Annotated in this window: 17 protein-coding genes; 8 read left to right on the forward strand and 9 right to left on the reverse strand. The window is 50.3% G+C overall.

Translation table 11 applies throughout. The features are described 5' to 3' along the window. The first annotated feature begins 40 nt into the window (after window positions 1-40). The 4 genes from AC4QZR_RS00560 to AC4QZR_RS00575 all read left to right on the forward strand — a co-directional run bounded on the left by AC4QZR_RS00560 (window position 41) and on the right by AC4QZR_RS00575 (window position 4,841). Window positions 41-679 (forward strand): alpha/beta hydrolase, encoded by a 639-nt coding sequence (locus tag AC4QZR_RS00560; RefSeq protein WP_494479188.1) that lies wholly within the window; start codon window positions 41-43, stop codon window positions 677-679. A 233-nt stretch (window positions 680-912) separates the two neighbouring features. Beyond that, window positions 913-2,253, forward strand: a complete 1,341-nt coding sequence (locus AC4QZR_RS00565) for a hypothetical protein (RefSeq protein ID WP_494479189.1) — start codon at window positions 913-915, stop codon at window positions 2,251-2,253. A 162-nt stretch (window positions 2,254-2,415) separates the two neighbouring features. Beyond that, the gene (locus tag AC4QZR_RS00570; RefSeq protein WP_494479190.1) at window positions 2,416-3,564 is read left to right on the forward strand and encodes a helix-turn-helix transcriptional regulator; all 1,149 of its coding nucleotides are present in this window, start codon (window positions 2,416-2,418) and stop codon (window positions 3,562-3,564) included. Window positions 3,565-3,653: 89 nt separating this feature from the next. After that, window positions 3,654-4,841 carry an acyltransferase family protein gene (locus AC4QZR_RS00575; RefSeq protein WP_494479191.1) on the forward strand — a complete coding sequence of 396 codons (1,188 nt, stop codon included), beginning with the start codon at window positions 3,654-3,656 and terminating at the stop codon, window positions 4,839-4,841. A gap of 56 nt (window positions 4,842-4,897) precedes the next feature. Here the strand turns inward: AC4QZR_RS00575 and AC4QZR_RS00580 are convergent, their stop codons facing one another. Continuing rightward, complete coding sequence (locus AC4QZR_RS00580; protein WP_494479192.1) at window positions 4,898-5,293, reverse strand: VOC family protein; 396 nt, start codon at window positions 5,291-5,293, stop codon at window positions 4,898-4,900. Between the two features lie 116 nt (window positions 5,294-5,409). Between AC4QZR_RS00580 and AC4QZR_RS00585 the strand changes: the two genes are divergently transcribed. Then, complete coding sequence (locus AC4QZR_RS00585; RefSeq protein WP_494479193.1) at window positions 5,410-6,279, forward strand: hypothetical protein; 870 nt, start codon at window positions 5,410-5,412, stop codon at window positions 6,277-6,279. Window positions 6,280-6,347: 68 nt separating this feature from the next. Here the strand turns inward: AC4QZR_RS00585 and lgt are convergent, their stop codons facing one another. The 5 genes from lgt to AC4QZR_RS00610 form a co-directional block, all read right to left on the reverse strand. Then, the gene (gene lgt / locus AC4QZR_RS00590; RefSeq protein ID WP_494479194.1) at window positions 6,348-7,190 is read right to left on the reverse strand and encodes a prolipoprotein diacylglyceryl transferase; all 843 of its coding nucleotides are present in this window, start codon (window positions 7,188-7,190) and stop codon (window positions 6,348-6,350) included. 172 nt (window positions 7,191-7,362) lie between these two features. Continuing rightward, on the reverse strand, window positions 7,363-9,243 hold the full coding sequence (gene nadE / locus AC4QZR_RS00595; RefSeq protein WP_494479195.1) for an NAD(+) synthase: 1,881 nt from the start codon (window positions 9,241-9,243) through the stop codon (window positions 7,363-7,365). A gap of 270 nt (window positions 9,244-9,513) precedes the next feature. Then, window positions 9,514-10,191, reverse strand: a complete 678-nt coding sequence (gene rnc / locus AC4QZR_RS00600; RefSeq protein WP_253400567.1) for a ribonuclease III — start codon at window positions 10,189-10,191, stop codon at window positions 9,514-9,516. Window positions 10,192-10,257: 66 nt separating this feature from the next. Beyond that, complete coding sequence (gene fabF / locus AC4QZR_RS00605; RefSeq protein WP_494479196.1) at window positions 10,258-11,511, reverse strand: beta-ketoacyl-ACP synthase II; 1,254 nt, start codon at window positions 11,509-11,511, stop codon at window positions 10,258-10,260. A 62-nt stretch (window positions 11,512-11,573) separates the two neighbouring features. Next, entirely contained in the window at window positions 11,574-11,810 is a 237-nt protein-coding gene (locus tag AC4QZR_RS00610; protein ID WP_007659745.1) for an acyl carrier protein, read from the reverse strand. Window positions 11,811-11,969: 159 nt separating this feature from the next. On the opposite strand from AC4QZR_RS00610, the gene AC4QZR_RS00615 reads away from it, so the two are divergent. Both AC4QZR_RS00615 and pyk read left to right on the forward strand, forming a co-directional pair. After that, window positions 11,970-12,401, forward strand: a complete 432-nt coding sequence (locus tag AC4QZR_RS00615; RefSeq protein WP_494479197.1) for an IPExxxVDY family protein — start codon at window positions 11,970-11,972, stop codon at window positions 12,399-12,401. 3 nt (window positions 12,402-12,404) lie between these two features. Next, a complete protein-coding gene (pyk, locus tag AC4QZR_RS00620; RefSeq protein WP_253400570.1) occupies window positions 12,405-13,832 on the forward strand; it encodes a pyruvate kinase in 1,428 nt (475 codons plus the stop codon). A 522-nt stretch (window positions 13,833-14,354) separates the two neighbouring features. Here pyk and rpsT read toward each other — a convergent pair. From rpsT to AC4QZR_RS00635, 3 genes are all read right to left on the reverse strand, one after another. Further along, window positions 14,355-14,615, reverse strand: coding sequence for a 30S ribosomal protein S20 (gene rpsT, locus AC4QZR_RS00625; RefSeq protein ID WP_116542815.1), 261 nt, complete (start codon window positions 14,613-14,615; stop codon window positions 14,355-14,357). A gap of 420 nt (window positions 14,616-15,035) precedes the next feature. Next, the gene (locus AC4QZR_RS00630; protein ID WP_494479198.1) at window positions 15,036-15,413 is read right to left on the reverse strand and encodes a hypothetical protein; all 378 of its coding nucleotides are present in this window, start codon (window positions 15,411-15,413) and stop codon (window positions 15,036-15,038) included. A 151-nt stretch (window positions 15,414-15,564) separates the two neighbouring features. Next, entirely contained in the window at window positions 15,565-15,933 is a 369-nt protein-coding gene (locus tag AC4QZR_RS00635; protein ID WP_494479199.1) for a hypothetical protein, read from the reverse strand. Between the two features lie 121 nt (window positions 15,934-16,054). Between AC4QZR_RS00635 and AC4QZR_RS00640 the strand changes: the two genes are divergently transcribed. Then, on the forward strand, window positions 16,055-17,008 hold the full coding sequence (locus AC4QZR_RS00640; RefSeq protein ID WP_494479200.1) for a YheT family hydrolase: 954 nt from the start codon (window positions 16,055-16,057) through the stop codon (window positions 17,006-17,008). Window positions 17,009-17,037: the final 29 nt, after the last annotated feature.

Below are 17,037 nucleotides of genomic sequence, written 5' to 3' on the forward strand. Positions count from 1 at the left end.
ATCACTAATTCACTCCATCACTAACTCACTCAATACCAACATGGAGCATAAGCTGACAGTACCGCGAACGGCCCGCTACTATACCTTGGGAACGCCCTCAGAGCAGACGCGCGACCTTTGGGTGGTGTGTCATGGGTATGGGCAACTGGCTCGTTATTTTCTGCGCCACTTCGCCGTGCTCGACGACGGTGCTACCGTAATTGTGGCACCAGAGGGATTGTCCCGCTTTTACCTGGATGGTTTTTCAGGCCGGGTGGGTGCTACCTGGATGACCAAAGAGGATCGACTTTCTGAAATAGGGGACCAGTCAGTCTACCTGAACTTACTGTTGCAGGAACTCTTACAGCAAACACCTGCCGACGTGCGGGTGCACGTGCTGGGATTTTCACAGGGCGGCGCTACAGTTTGCCGCTGGCTTGCGACCAATCAGGTACCATGCCAGCACCTGGTGCTCTGGGCCGCCTCTTTCCCCGAGGATATTGACTTTGAATCAGGCAAAACGGTATTCGAAGGTATACGGGTGGATGTGGTGTACGGCACGCAGGATGAATTTATCACGCCAGAAAAGCTCCAGCACCAACAGGAAATCATGCATCGCCTTAGCATTTCGCCACAGGTCCATACCTTCGAGGGCGGCCATACCATTGCCCCAGAGCTGCTGCTGAAGCTAAAATCGTAAGGCCACTCTTCAAGACAGCCAACGACTGGTGCGGGGCCCCTTCTCTGCACCTCGCATTTACGTCATAACACTGGCTGCCTTTCCCTTCATAGTAATTATCGAGTACTTACTTCTGGGTATTTTCATCGATGCATACATCCTTATATATAAATTTAAATAAATATTATTTAAATTTATGGCGATAAATTTACAACCAACCTATCTTATACTTTCACCAACTTCATCTGATCTCTATGAAGAGAATTCTCTACTTATCCTTTATTCTCTGCTTCCTGGCGTTTTCTTCTTTCGCACAAAGCAAAATAAACGTTGCCGCTAATTTCCCCGATGCCAAATTCTTTTTGCTGAATGATGCGGACAACAGCACTGTAACGGAACTCGGTGTCGGAAGTATTGAGTTGAAATTGAACAAAGACTCCCGCAACCGCATAGCCATTGTAAAAGAAGGCTATGAGCCCGTGATCCGCGAGTTTCCGCGCACCATGAAATGGGACAAAGAGCAAAAGGTTGAGTTGGCTAACCGCCTGATCGACATCAGTGTGGAGCCATACGACGCAGAGATTTACGTGGACGGTAGACTGGCTGGCACGAAGCGCATCAACCTGATTGTGGAGAAAGACAAGTTCCTGAACGTAGAGGTGAAGAAGCCTGGCTTTGCGCCACAAGCCAAGGTATACTACAACCAAAAGGATCGTGAAGCACCTCCTGTAAAAGACTTTTTTGAACTGAAAGACCGCCAGGTGCGCCTGGAAGTCATTCCGGCTGATGCTTCTGTAGCATTGAACGGCGTGGTAAACGGACGTGGCAACACTGATGTGAGCGTACCGTTCGGTACGTGCGTAACCGTTACCGTCACAAAAGAAGGGTTTGCCGAAGTAGTGCAGGTATACTGCAACAAGCCAGCCACAGACCCGCTTCCCCCGCTTCGCAGCCGCGCCTTGCTGGAAGACCGTCTGGTGAAAATCACCTCCTCTCCTGCTGATGCTAACATTGAGGTAGCCGGTAAAGTAGTGGGCGTGGGCAAATACGACCTGAAAGTACCTAAGAACGGCTGCGTAGAAGTGCGTGTGACCAAAGACGGTTTCCTGCGCTACATCAAAAACTATTGCAACCAGGAAAACATGCAGGCTCCAGAACCAACAGAGTTTGTAGAGCTTGCCGTGGATGAAGCCTATACCTCTTCTATTTCTTCAGATATGGCCAATGTGCGCATCACTATACCTATAAACAAAACCGTAGACCCGGCTGATGCCTGGAGAATCCTGAGTTCGATCATTACCAAGCGTTTTGATGTGCTGGAAACAGTAGACTACAACACCGGCTACCTGACAAGCGCCTGGCAGGTGCAGAACTTCAATGGCGCGAACATGATCCGCACCCGCGTGATCGTGAGTAGCGGCGGCAACTCCAACGACCTGACCTATGTGGTGAAGATCGTGAGCCAGCGTCATGAGCGCGAGAACAACACGGCGCGTAACATCAGTGTAAAGGACGATGAAGACTTTAAAGACTGGGGCCGCCTGCTGAAGCGCTATGACGGATTGATCGAAGAGATTCAGGCGCGACTGCAGTAACTCTATCAGTTTAATCACATCAAAAACCTCCGCACACAGCGGGGGTTTTACTTTTTAAACGGCTCCCTTACAATGCAATAACAGAATCCTGTGCCATATTGAAACGTAAGTTGAAATTTAGCTTTAGTATTATGAACTGTCAGTAGCCGATTATCCCTGCCAATGCCACACACAGAGTCCTTCTTCCGATTCGATTGGTTTGCAGCCATCCTACTGGTAGGCGTGGTGCAGGGTTTCTTCATGAGTCTACTTTTTTTGGGCCGGCGCCCGCACCGGCAACCTTATCACCACCTGCTGCTGGCGGCACTGGTCTTTACCTGTGCCTGCATGGTGCTGGAGGTCTTTCTGTGCTACAGCGGCCTTATGTTCCGGGTCCTCCACCTGGCTGACTTCTCGGAACCGGCAAATTTTGCCGTTGGCCCGCTCACTTACCTGCTTTTCCGGAGTCTGAACGGAAACAAATGGACGCGGAGACAGTGGCTGCATTTCATTCCTTTTGGAGTGTACTTCCTCTACCACATACTTTTTTACATACAGCCGGAGGAAGTCAAATACAACGCTTACATCGGAGCCTACTTTCCGGAAATGGAGCGCCTGCCGGTTACCATTACCCTTTTCTGGGACCCACTGCACTGGACGAGCTATGTGAACGAGCTGACCATGTTGCACATCCTCCTCTACATTATACTCTGCTTTTTGCTTCTGAGGAAACAAAGCACTGCGGAGTCTCCTAACCCTTATTTCTATACCTGGGCAAGGTTCCTGCTATACTTTTTCGTTGCCACGCTGGTACTGATCGTGCTTGTCAAAATAAGCTATGAGCGCGACTTGGGCGATCACTTCCTGGCCATGTTCCTGGTGGTGCAGCTGTTTTTTGCGAGCTACAAGATCATCACCGATTCTGCTTTCTTTCAGCCGGTGGTGCAGGTAAAGTATGAGAAATCCGCCCTGAGCGAGGAAGCCAAGCAGGACCTGATCCACAAGCTGCGAGCGGCCGAGCAGGAGAAATTCTACATCCAACCATCAGCCTCCCTCCCTACGCTGGCCAAACAACTGCACACTTCTCCTCACTACCTGTCTCAAAGCCTGAACGAGCGCCTGGGTAAGAGCTTTTTTGAGTACCTGGCTGAGCTGCGCATACAAGAAGCCAAGGCCATACTGGCTGACCCCGCCTTGCAACACCTCAAAGTAGAGGAAGTGGCCGAGCAAGTGGGCTATATGTCAAAGTCCGCTTTTAGCAGCGTCTTTAAAAAACATACCGGCCAGACACCGGGGCAATACCGCAAAACAGCCGTTTCTGGCTCCGTTTAAGTACTTCCCTATAAGTTAGCACCCCGCACCTATCGGCAGATTCTTCTGATGAGGGCCTCTTTGGCGATGTTTGTGTCAAACGAAAAGCTATGGAAAATCAGATCAAAATCAGACGTTACGAGTTCGACTGGCTGCGGGTGCTGGCCTTTTCCCTCCTCATCTTTTACCACACCGGCATGTACTTCGTCAGTTGGGACTGGCACGTCAAAAATCCGGTAATCAGTGAAACGCTGCAGGTGCCGATGATCTTTATGAGCCAGTGGCGCATGTCGCTCATTTTCCTGGTGTCGGGTGTGGGCGTGTACTTTGCCCTGGGGTTCCGGAGTGCCGGTGCTTTTGCCAAAGACAGGCTGAAGCGCATTTTGCTGCCCCTGGTCATCGGGATGCTGCTGATTGTGCCGCCACAGGTATACTTTGAGCGGGCGGTGCAGGGCACGGCTACCAATTACCTGAGTTTCTACCCCTCTGTGTTCGAATTTGAGCCCTACCCGGAAGGCAACTTCAGCTGGCACCACCTATGGTACCTGGCGTACATCTTCTGCTACAGTCTGCTGCTGCTTCCCTTCCTGGTATACCTGCGCCGGGCCAACATGCAGGTAGCCCATATACCGCGCTGGGTGCTACTGGCAGTCCCGGCCCTGTGGCTAGGTATAGGCGGAGCACTGCTCAACGAACGCTTTCCGGCTACCAACGCCCTGATCGATGACTGGGCCAACCATTTCCTCTACATCACAGTTTTTCTGATTGGCTTTCTGTTGATGAAACTTCCCCAACTGCAGGAAAAGGTGCGAAAACTACGCTGGTATAGTTTAAGCCTGGCAGGTATCACCCTGACCGTCCTGTATACCTTTTATTGGTTTAAAGGCAGAGACCTGGGCGAGATCGAATTGGCCTTCTACTATGTGCTGCAGCAAAGCAACCGGTGGTTTTGGTTGATGGTGATCCTCGGGTTTGCCATGCAGCACCTCAACCTGAAAAACAAATACCTGGCACAGGCCAACGAGCTGGTATACCCATTCTATATACTGCACCAGACCGTCATCGTGGCATTGGGCTATTACTTGTTGCAGGCAAACTGGAGCATCGGCCTGAAGTTTTCTGTCATCAGCCTGGGCACTTTTGCCATCTGCTTTCTGCTGATTAAATACCTGATCATGCCATTTAATTGGCTGCGTGTGCCATTTGGGATGAAGCTTATCCGTAAACAGGAAGCACGACAGCCTGTAGGTCTTAATTCCAGTAAGAGAAAGGAAAGCGAGCCCGTCGTTAGCCGTTGAAAGGTTTGGAGGTAAACTTCGTGAAGCAGTATCGGCATGTGCAGAAGAAGCAGTCGCTACTTCTTATCCCACATCCCTTCCATCACCACCTCCAGCAAGTGCTGGTCAGGGTCGCGGAAATAGAACGACAGGAAGCCGCGTCCCCAATCGTACTCCTGCTCCACCGGTATACCTGCCCCCTCTATTTTGCTTTTCCAACCAGGGTAGTCTTCCCGACTTACCTCGAACGCCAGGTGCAGTTGGCCGGACCCAAAGTGAGGTGGCAGGGTGCCTCCTTTCTTAGATGCCTCCGACACAAAACAGAGCAACACCGACTCCCCTGCTCTGAAAAAAATATGCCGGTCTTTCACTTCTCCAATTACAGGCAGTCCCAACTTTCCATTGTAAAACTGGCGGCTGAGCTCCAGATCGGCTACATACAGGCAGGTTTCTTTTATCTTTTTTATCTCCATTGCTTGGCTTGATCAACAGTAATCCGGTAAAAAAACGGGTATTTACAGTTTGTACGCAACCACAGGGCTTTTGCTTTCCGTTATACCATAACGCGCCCACTGTTTTAAACAACACTATGAAGCTCATGCTGAAAATACTTGCCTTTTTTATACCTGTGATGGTAGTCCTCTTTTACTTTTTGGGGCGACCCTCCGATACCGTTACCAATTCCGAAGCCACTACCTCCGAAGTAACTACCAGCAAACTGGTTAAATTAGCCAAACTTCCTTCCCCGGTCAGCGAAAGCTCTGGTGTCGAGTTTATAACTGAGCGGGATGCCTATGTCACGCACAATGATGCAGGCAACAAACCACACCTCTACCTGGTCGATCGAAAAGGTAAACTAATCGAGACCATTAAATTACAACTGCCCAACGTGGACTGGGAGGACCTGGCCCGCGACAGCGAAGGCAACATCTACATAGCCGATACGGGCAATAACAACAACAAGCGCAAAGAACTGGCCATCTACAAACTCCAGCTCGACAAGCCTGACAAAATCGAGGCCATACGGTTCTCTTACGAAGATCAGAAGAAGTTTCCTCCTTCGAAAAAGGACATGAACTATGATGTGGAGGCCATCTTCTGGCAGGGCGGCAAGCTATACCTGGTGTCGAAGGACAGGGGCCAAAAGCAGACGGCCAAGGTATACGAACTACCGGACAGCGGCGGTCAGTACAAAGCCAAGTTGCTGGGCAGTCACAAACTGGGCGTACCGGTGACCGGGGCAGGCAGCAACGCCGATGGCAGTACGGTGGCGCTCGTAAGCGAGGGAGGCCTGCACATTTTCCGCAACGTAAGCGATCCGGCTGCTTTCTACAGGAGCGACTATCAGAAGGTGAATATCAAGGAGGCCGGGCAGACCGAGGCAGTGGCATTTGAAGATGAGAATACCCTGGTGATCACCAGCGAAGACGGCGGCTTGTTCAGGTATAGCCTCAACTAATTGCCTGAACCTATTAAAAGCAAAGCGGCCAGCAATGATTGCCGGCCGTTTCCATTTCTTGACTGATTTTACTTTCGGGCTACTTCCCGTGCGGGCTTTCCACCGGGCAGGGCCGGCTTGGGATCGCGCCATACCCTGAAGAGTATGATCAAGCCGATGATGATCAGTGGGATACTCAACTGCTGACCGATGTTCAGCGCCATGGTTTCCTCTTTCTCTACCTGCACTTCTTTGAGGAACTCAACCAGGAAGCGGAATGTGAAGAGAGCCGTCACGAAAATCCCGAACAGCAAACCCCTTGGCAAGGCCTCCTTGTATTTCTTCCAGAGCCAGTAAAGCAACACAAACAGCAGGAACACACTGAACGATTCGTACAGCTGCGTCGGGTGGCGCGGCACGTGGGAGTACTCGCTCTGCCGAACAAAAATAAAGCCCCACGGCAGATCAGTCGGACGACCAAAAATCTCAGAGTTCATCAGGTTGCCCAGTCGGATGAGGGCACCGCCCAGCGCCACTACGATCACGATCCGGTCCAGCACCCACATGTAGTCAAAGTGGTGCTTGCGGCTAAACAGCCACAAAGCCAGCAGAATACCGATCGTAGCGCCATGACTGGCCAGTCCGCCTTCCCAGATTTTGAGGATCTCAATCGGGTTGCTCAGGTAATACTCGGGCTGGTAAAACAGGGTATGGCCGAGACGCGCGCCTACCACCGTGCCCACAATCATGTATAGGGTGATGATGTCTACGTCGCCTTCCGTGCGGCCTTCTGCCACGTAGATCTTGGTCAGGATGCGCTGCCCGAACACGAACGCCAGTGCGAACAGGAGTCCGTACCAGCGCACCTCAAAAGAGCCAATGGAGAAGATGGAAGGACTTACATCCCAGGTTATATAGTTCAGAATGCTCATATACAGCGGTATGGTTCTGCCAAAGTTACAATATTTAGCAAAGCTAAAAAACCAGCGCCGGACAGGTATAGGTATATTTATCCACAGGTATAGCGACAAAAGCAAAAGGCACCACCCCGCCCTGCTCTCTCAGGTATAGGATGGTGCCTTTCACAGGTATAAATTTCGGCTTCTATTTCAGCTTGCCCAGCTCCTCCCGGAATCCGCCGCTCAGGATAGGGTACCGCAACCAGCTGCGCGGGTCCAGGTTGTAGTCGTCGAGGTGGAAGCCCGGGGCGTAGCGCTCCCGTTTCCACTGGTTGCGCGACCACAAGGTATAGAACTTGTGTACGTATCCCTTCAGCGATTCTATGGGCGCCACGTTTTCCTTTTCCAGATGGTCTATCACCTGCTGCGGCGACAGACGCTCATACCAGGCCAGCCGCTCGATCATGTTCAGGATTTCGTACGGCATCAGGTCCTTTTCATCCGTCTGGTCCTCAGAAGAAGGTCGCAGTTCGGCCGTTGGCTGAAGGTTGTTCACATAGTCCAGCCCCAGGTAACCCAGTTCCTCCTGCATCCAGATCAAAAACTGACGAATGAAGGATTTATCTATACCTGAGATGGGTGAAATACTGCCGGCCGTATCGCCGTCCATGGTGGCATAACCAACTGCTGCCTCACTCCGGTTAGAGGTCGCAAGCAGAAGGGCGTTTTTGATGTTGGCCAGCATCCAGATGGCAGGAGCACGCACGCGCGCCTGTATGTTCTGCAAGGCCAGGTCGTCGTGCTCCCATGTCAGTTCACGCTCCAGTGCCCTCTCTATTTTAGAGGTATAGCCTTTCACCTCTTCATCAATGGTCCAGTCGTGGAACACGGCCCCGATGGACTCAGCCAGTTCTTTGGCGGAGGTATAGGTGGCATCAGAAGAATTGACAGTGCCCTGATAGGCGCAGGTAAGGATACGCCCCACCAGTTGCCTGACCACCTGATCCTGCGGCAAAGCCTCGAAATACTCAGCATCCTTCAGCGAGAACATGCGGGCTTTGGTCACAAAACCGGTCACACCCAGGCTATCGACGCCACGGCGCACCATTTCGGCCACGGCCACGGCGCAACACGATGAGTCGGCGCCACCGCTCAGCGACAGCACAAAACCCCGGCTGCGGCTCTTGCGCATGTAGTCAAACAGGGCCAGGCTCAGGGCAGCAATCAATTCGGCATTCTCGTCGATAGGCGGCAGATACTCAATCGTTTCGGCTATTACCGGGTTGGCTCCGAAACTAACCTCAGCGCATTCCAAGTCCACGTCCTTGAAGCACAGCAGCTCGTTGCGGCGAATCAGCTTTCCGTTCTGGGCGATGAGCACTTCGCCGTCGAAGATCACACGGCCAGACTCATTGCCGAGCAGGTTAGCGTATAGGTAAGCGCATTGATATTTTTGGGAGGCCTCTACTACGAGACGGTGACGCAGATCGGTCTTGCTCAGGGCAAAGTGGCTGGCACTCGGGTTCAGGATCAATTGTACGCCCTTTTGCATGTGGCGCTCGGCAGGGCGGTTTGTTCGCCAAGCATCCTCGCATATTTCGAATGCGAATTTCACGCCCTTCTCCTCGTACACAATATCGCCGATCGGGTAGCGCTTCCCTTTCATCTCAAACTCTTCCACCACGTTGGCGGGCCATGGCGTGAACCAGCGCGGCTCGTAATGGATACCATCGCGGGCCAGGAACTGCTTGGCGGTAAAGCCAATGATTTCCTTATTTCTGATAACGCACGCCGTATTGAACACATCTTTTCCAATGATCACATGCACGCCCAGGCACACGGTCATGTTATCGCACCACTCTTTTACCTGGAGTAGCTTTTCGAATGCCTCCTCGGCGAACCAGGGGTGCAGGAACATGTCCTCACAGCCATAGCCTGTGATACAAAGTTCGGGCAGCAACAGGATGTCCACATTGCGGGTGCTTGCCTCGATGATAGCAGATCGGATATTCAGCAGATTGGCTTCCCAGTCGAGCGGGGTCTGATTCAGGGCAGCCCCGGCCAGTATCAGTCTAGTTTCTTCCATAGTGTGTTCTCTAACGCAACAATACGGAAGCAAGTTAAGCTTTGGCAGCCAAATAAAGAACCGCCATACCCTGAACAGGTATAGCCTGAGGACTGTTGAGCCCATTCAGGTATAGGCCAGGCGCAGTACCGAACCAGAAATCAGAAACTAAGAATTGAAAGGGATGAGATGATGAGTCGCTACCGTTTGAATGACAGTGGCTTTTCTAAAATTGAGATTAGGAAGGTATGTGGGGCAATGTAAGCTAGCTCGCACTAGCAGAAGAGCGCCTTAGCTGATGTTGAGCACATCCAATGCCTTTTCAGCAGCAGCCTGGTCGGCTTTCTTTTTGGAGAGGCCCACGCCTACTGCTACCGGTTTGTCATCCAGGTAGATCTCACATGTAAATTCTGTTGTGTTGCCCTGGTTCTTGCGGTTCACGATCTCAAAGCGGATATCAGCATTCTGGCTTTGGGCCCACTCAATGAGCTTGCTCTTGAAGTTTGAGGTGGTGTTGACCAGTTTGTGCAGGTCTACGTGCGGTTTGATCAGCTTGCCAAGTATGAACTGACGCGTCGTCGTATACCCTTTGTCCAGGTAGATGGCGCCTACCAGTGCTTCCAAGGCATTGCCATGCACCGATTTATGCCGGGCACTCTGTCCGCCTGAAGTATCGACCTTGACCAGCAGGTTCAGGCCGATCTTAATGGCAATATGATTGAGTGACTCCCGGTTTACGATCCGTGAGCGCATCTCTGTCATAAAGCCCTCGTCTTCGTAGGGAAATTTCTTAAAAAGCAGTTCTGCCACCACCGTTCCGAGCACCGCATCGCCCAGAAACTCGAGTCGCTCATTGGTATCGTGCTTGCTGGCCAGGTTCTGCCGCGCAAAGGACGTGTGTGTGAGCGCCAGTTTGTACAGGCGTATGTTATCGGGAGTAGTGCCAATAATACCGGAAATGGCGCGCACTATTTCTCTATCCTTGGTAAAAAGGCTGTGATAGAAGCGCCGTACTGGTTTTATTGGACCAAACACCTAGTCGATAAATTGACGGAATAAAACGGAAGTGTTGTGTCCACCAAAGCCGAACGTGTTGCTCAACGCTACTTTCACTTCGCGCTCCTGCGCTTTGTTAAAGGTAAAGTTAAGGCCAGCGTCGAAGCTCTCATCATCTGTGAAGTGATTGATCGTTGGCGGCACCACACTGTTCTTGATCGCCATAATGGCAGCAATGGCCTCTATCGCTCCGGCCGCGCCCAACAGGTGACCCGTCATAGACTTGGTAGAGCTAATGTTGAGCTTGTAGGCATGCTCACCGAACACCGTTTGGATGGCTTTCACCTCGCTGATGTCTCCGAGTGGCGTGGATGTGCCGTGCACGTTGATGTAATCGACCTCCTCCGGCTTGATGTTGGCATCGCGCAGTACGTTCTTCATCACGTTGAGTGCGCCCAATCCTTCCGGATGCGGGGCTGTGATGTGGTAAGCGTCTGCAGACATACCGCCACCAATTACTTCGGCGTAGATCTTAGCGCCACGGGCTTTGGCATGCTCATACTCCTCCAGAATAAGGGCACCTGCCCCTTCACCCAATACAAAACCATCGCGGTCTTTGTCGAATGGGCGGGAAGCCGTCTCCGGGGAATCATTGCGCTCTGAAAGGGCTTTCAGGGCATTGAAGCCTCCTATACCTGCTTCGGTCACCGCAGCTTCTGAACCACCGGTTACCACCACATCGGCCATACCCAGGCGGATATAGTTAAAAGAGTCGATGATGGCGTTGGTAGCAGATGCACAGGCAGAAACCGTAACGAAGTTAGGTCCACGGAAGCCGTATTTAATTGAAATGTGACCGGCACTGATGTCGGCGATCATCTTCGGAATGAAGAACGGGTTGAATCGCGGGGTACCGTCACCGTTGGCAAAGTTTACGCACTCCTCCTGAAAAGTGCGCAGACCGCCGATACCAGATCCCCAGATCACGCCAACGCGGTCCGGGTCAACATTACTGTCTATCAGTTTCGCGTCCTGAACCGCCTCTTCAGCCACCACCATGGCGAACTGAGAGAACAGGTCCATCTTACGCGCTTCCTTACGGTCGAAGTATTTTTCAGGATCATATCCCTTTACTTCACAGGCAAACTGGGTCTTAAACTTACTCGCATCAAAGCGTGTAATAGGCGCAGCTCCACTCACACCATTGGCCAGCCCGTTCCAGTATTCTGCAACGTTGTTTCCAAGTGGGGTGAGTGCGCCAAGCCCTGTAACTACAACTCTCTTAAGCTCCATAAGCTGCTAGTAGAGGATAGATAGGTAAAAATTACTTAATACAAAAAGGTAATGGGGTTATATTACTTTGCGTGCTCTTCCAGGTAGCTGATCGCCTGACCTACAGTGGCAATGTTTTCAGCCTGGTCATCTGGAATAGATACGTTGAATTCTTTTTCGAATTCCATGATAAGCTCTACTGTATCCAGTGAATCAGCGCCAAGGTCATTTGTGAAGCTAGCTTCTGGAGTAACTTCTGACTCTTCAACACCAAGCTTATCGATGATGATAGCCTTTACTTTTTCTGCGATTTCTGACATTTTTTCTTATAGTTTATTAAAACACTGTGCAAAGAAATGTAATTAGGCAGACAATGTCAAAAAAAATTGCTGTATTCGCTAAGTGATAAAAGTTTTTGCCTTAAAGGTCGTTTTCCGTTGCCATGTTTATAAATTTGCAAGTACGCCGTTTGGTAGCCCATGAAAACACTGCACCTGGACATTGAGTATGATTTCAGCTTCGCCCTTTTTGGTGTGGTTGCCTCGTGCCGTGACTACAAAATGGCCTGGTCGCTTAACCGTCTTCTGGGGCTCAACCTCACCCGGCAGCGGGACCTGTGCTACGAGATGACAGACCGGCAGAAGATGTACATCTCTCATTTTGAGCACAACGACATGCACAGTACTGTGCGTCTGTTCCGAAACAAAGCGCTAGGAACCCTCACTGCTAAAATGCCTTTTTTGCTGCCCGATGTAAAAGAGTATGATTACATTCTGCAAATAACAGGGGCGCTGCAGCAGTACCTTCATCCGCAGGAGTTGCTGAACAGACTCCAAAGTCTGCCCCTGATCCAATATACGAAACAATTTGATCCACTTACCCTTAAGTACAAGGAACACTTACTATTCTGAATTATGAAGATAATCTTCAACAAGACCAAAGTACTGGCAACTGTTGGCCCTGCCAGCAATACCTTTGACCGCCTGCTGGCACTGATGCAGGAAGGCGTAGACGCTTTCCGCCTGAACTTTTCGCACGGAGAGCATGAAGAACATTTGCAGGTAATAGAGCATATCCGCGAATTGAACCGCCGCTTCAATACCAACGTCTGCATCGTTCAGGATTTGCAGGGTCCTAAGATCCGCATTGGCGAGGTTGAAAACGGTGGCGTAGAAATAAAAGAAGGCCAGCGTGTGATCATGCGCTGCGACGGCTCCGTGAGCAACCACGAGCACCTGGCCACCAACTATACCGAGCTTGCCAGAGACGTAAACCCAGGCGACACCATCCTGCTGGACGACGGAAAACTGGAGCTCAAGGTAATTTCCACTGACAAAGACAAAGTGGTAGAAGCCGAAGTGAAATATGGTGGCGTAGTAAAACCCCGCAAGGGCATCAACCTGCCAGACTCCATCGTTTCGGCCCCATCCCTTACTGAAAAAGACCTGCGTGACCTGCACTTCGGTCTGGACCACAACGTGGAATGGGTAGCCCTCTCGTTTGTGCGTCGCGTGGAGGACATTCTTGATATCAAGCGCATCATAAAAGAGCGCGGCAAGGACACCCGTGTGATCGCCAAGATCGAAAAGCCGGAGGCTATCCGCAACATCGATGCTATTATTGCAGAGTCTGACGCCCTAATGGTGGCGCGCGGTGACTTGGGCGTGGAAACAGGTATGGAGCGTGTGCCGATGCTACAGAAAATGATTGTAGAGAAGTGCAACAAGGCCGCCAAACCGGTGATCATCGCTACTCAGATGATGGAGAGCATGATCGTGAACCCAAAGCCGACCCGCGCCGAAACCAACGACGTAGCTAACGCTGTGATTGACGGTGCCGACACCCTGATGCTGAGTGCCGAGACAGCCGTGGGCGCTTATCCGGTTGAGACAATCCGTTCGATGAACTTAACCATCAGCGAGGTGGAGCGCCAGGCCGATATCTTCAACAAGACCTACATCCTGAATCCGCACTCTGGCACCTTCTACAACGACAGCCTGGTAGCCAACGCCTGCAACCTTGCCCGCGACACCAACGCCCGTGCTGTGATCGGTATGACCAAGTCAGGGTATACGGCCTTCCAACTGGCGAAATACCGTACCAAAGCCGACATTTTTATTTTCACAGAAAACGAGCGCCTGCTTACTACCCTGAACCTGGTATGGGGCATCCGCGGCTTCTACTACGACAAGTTCGAGTCAACCGACGCCACCATTGAAGACATCAAGCAGATGCTCCTCAAATCCGGTTACCTGAACAAAGGCGATGTGTTCATCAACACAGCGAGTATGCCGATATACGAGCAGAAGCGCACGAATATGATCAAGTTGAGTATTGCTTAGAATAAGGAATATTTGATTTTCAGAATCCTGGGGTTGTGTAACGGCCTCAGGATTTTTTATTTTAGGAGAGGGCTATACCTGAAGCCACTGGAGTGATTGTAGTTAAAGGGGGGTTCGCCTAGCTGACGGGTACATGCACAATGGAGCGAACTTCCAATGGTGGGGCCTCTGGCCCAGGTATAGCAGATTTAAAGATTAACTCAACATACCGCAGGTATAGCGTTTTAGTACTGTGCATTGCAGGTTTGCAATTGGAGTAGCAGTATTATAACCATGATCCCTGCAGGATAACAAAAGCAAAAACAGAAAGTTCTCATACCTCACAGCGTAAATTCCACTAACTACGAAATATACCAACCAACTACTCCTTCCCTATCCCATCAGCGACACACCAAGGAAAGTTATCAAAAAAAGGAAAGAGCCTATTAAAGGCAAATAAGACACCTTCAAACAGCTCTAACAGAAAACACAAAAAGCCTTACACTAACGTGTAAGGCTTCGGAATGGTATTCCAGCAAAAAACTAGGCTGCAGCCAAGCCGTTAACGAACTTAGCCAGTTTTGACTTGTTGTTAGCAGCTTTGTTTTTGTGGATGATGTTTTTCTTTGCCAGACGGTCAAGCATAGAAGAAACTGTCTTGTACAGTTCTTGCGCCTCAGTTTGGTCTGTAGTGCCTTTCAGCTTTTTGATGAAAGTACGAGTAGTTTTCGCCTGATATCTGTTACGAAGACGTTTCGCGTCGTTAGATCTGATTCTCTTTAATGCCGACTTGTGATTAGCCATGTTATTTTATACTAATTAAAATTTCGTTGCGTATCCTAAATGAGTTTGCAAAGATATATTCTTTGAAATTAAATTCCAAAACCTCCCCGCTATAAAAAAGCCTGATCAGGGATTTATTGCAGCCTTGGGATTATTCCGCCGCAATACTTAACCTATGCTGGCCCAAAATTACACTTATTTAGCATGAAAACCATGACTGCCGCTCGTTTCTTTCTGCAGCCTGCCTGTATGCCTCTTCTTTTTAGCTGCACCAGCGGCAAAGAGGAAGACCAGAACACGTTAGCGCCTGAAAAACCCTAGACCAACGAACCGGCTATACCTGTCACCTTGCTTAGTACTTTATCATACCTTCCAATGAAAAAAGCCTGAGTCCACAGCGTTCGCCGCAGCCCCAGGCTTGATCTTCAACTAAAAACTAGGTTAGTTATTTTTTCGTTCTACGTCAACATCAACGTCTACATCACCGATACGCTTCTGTACTTTGTCTTCTGTACGTTTCCAGCTGTCTTTCACCTCCTGCCATTCACGCTTGCCTTCGTCGTCCCAAGTGTCGCTTTTGGCGTCAAGTTCAGCCTCGCGGCGGTTGTATTCTGCTTTCATTTCACGCCATTCTTCTTCGGTAGCTGTTTCAGCGCGAGATGACTGATCGTTCACCCATACTGAGAATTCATCATATTCACGCTCCGCTTCCACACTCGTTTCGTTCGCTTCTACTTGTGCTTCATCAATCTCACTGTTCGTTTCAGTGCGGGTTTCAGAGTTACAGGCAAAGGTAAATGCACTAACTGTTAGCGCCATACCTAGCATTTTAAGATTTGATTTTATATTCATCTTATAATTATCGTTAGTTATACTGCCTTATACGCATTATTACATTCCTTGGAATAGTAATATTCAAAGTAAAACATATAAATGTATAGCATTATTCTATATAGTATTGCCCTAAAGCCTATTGTTCTCCAGTCTCCTGTACTGTGTCGAACTCCGGTTCTGCATCAGTTGCCCTAAACCGGGCTCCGGCTCGACCAATGGTTTCCTGCCACTGAGCCTGTGCTTTTTCCCACTCTGCTTTGGTCTGGTCGTCCCAGTCGGCGCTGCGCTTCTTTATTTCGGTGGTTTTGCGGTTGTACTCTGCCTCCATTTCATTCCACTCTTCTTCGGTGGCTGTTTCGGCGCGTCTGCTGTTCTCATCTACCCAAGTCGAAAATTCCTCTACCTCACGATTGGCACTATGCCGTGTTTCGGAGTTACAGGCCGTAACAGAAACTAGCAGGAGGCAGGCTAGGATCCATGTTTTGATATGTTTAATAAACTTCATTGTCTTATGTTGTGTTGGTTATATAAGGAATACGTCAAAAGCAGCCCACTGATGTAGCTACAAATATAGAAAGGCCGTAATTTTGACTTTTTCGTATTCATTACAAAATACCTTATACCTGATGCCGATCTTAACGTCCCAGCACAAACCGCCTTTTTACCTCTTCAACGGGCATATTCAGACGATTGTGCCCAGTTTGTTCCGGCAGGTAGAAGGTGTGAGCTACCACCGCGAACGGCTCACCACTCCCGACGACGATTTTATTGATGCCGACTGGTCGCGCGTTAAATCCCGCTCGCTGGCCATTTTATCGCACGGACTGGAAGGTGACTCGCACCGGCCCTATATTATGGGGATGGTGAAGGCGTTGAACGAACATGGCGTAGACGCGCTGGCCTGGAACTACCGCAGCTGCAGCGGCGAGCCTAATAAACTCCTCCGCTCCTACCACTTGGGCGCTTCCGACGACCTCGACTTTGTGGTGCGTCATGCTTTAGACAGCGGAAATTACGAAACCATATACCTGGTCGGGTTTAGCGCCGGCGGCAACATCAGCTTAAAATATTTGGGCGAAGACCCGGAACAAGTGCCCGGCGAAGTGAAACGTGCGTCCGTTTTTTCAGTGCCCATCGATTTGAAAAGCTCTGCCAAACGCATTTCCAAAATCTATACCCAGCGCTTTTTAAAAACCTTAGGCCAGAAACTGGAGCAAAAGAAGGAGATGTACCCGGATGCCCTGGATCTCAGCAATTACAGCTTATTCTGGTCTTTCCCGGAGTTCGACGACAAGTATACAGCACCACTGCACGGCTTCGAAAATGCAGATGACTACTACAAACGATCCAGCAGCAAGCAATTCCTGAAGCGCATACAAGTACCTACCCTGTTAGTAAATGCCCAAAACGACCCGTTCCTGACAACTTCTTGCTTCCCATTCGAAGAGGCGGGCGAAAACCCATACCTATACCTGGAGACACCTGAAGGAGGCGGCCACGTGGGCTTTGCAGAAGACTTCCGGAACAACATTTACTACTCCGAAGCGAGAGCTGTGAAGTTCTTGTTGGAGGGGGTTTGATTGTTAAATTGTTGATGGTTGAATTGTTG

The sequence above is a fragment of the Pontibacter sp. YIM B11418 genome (assembly GCF_059278805.1).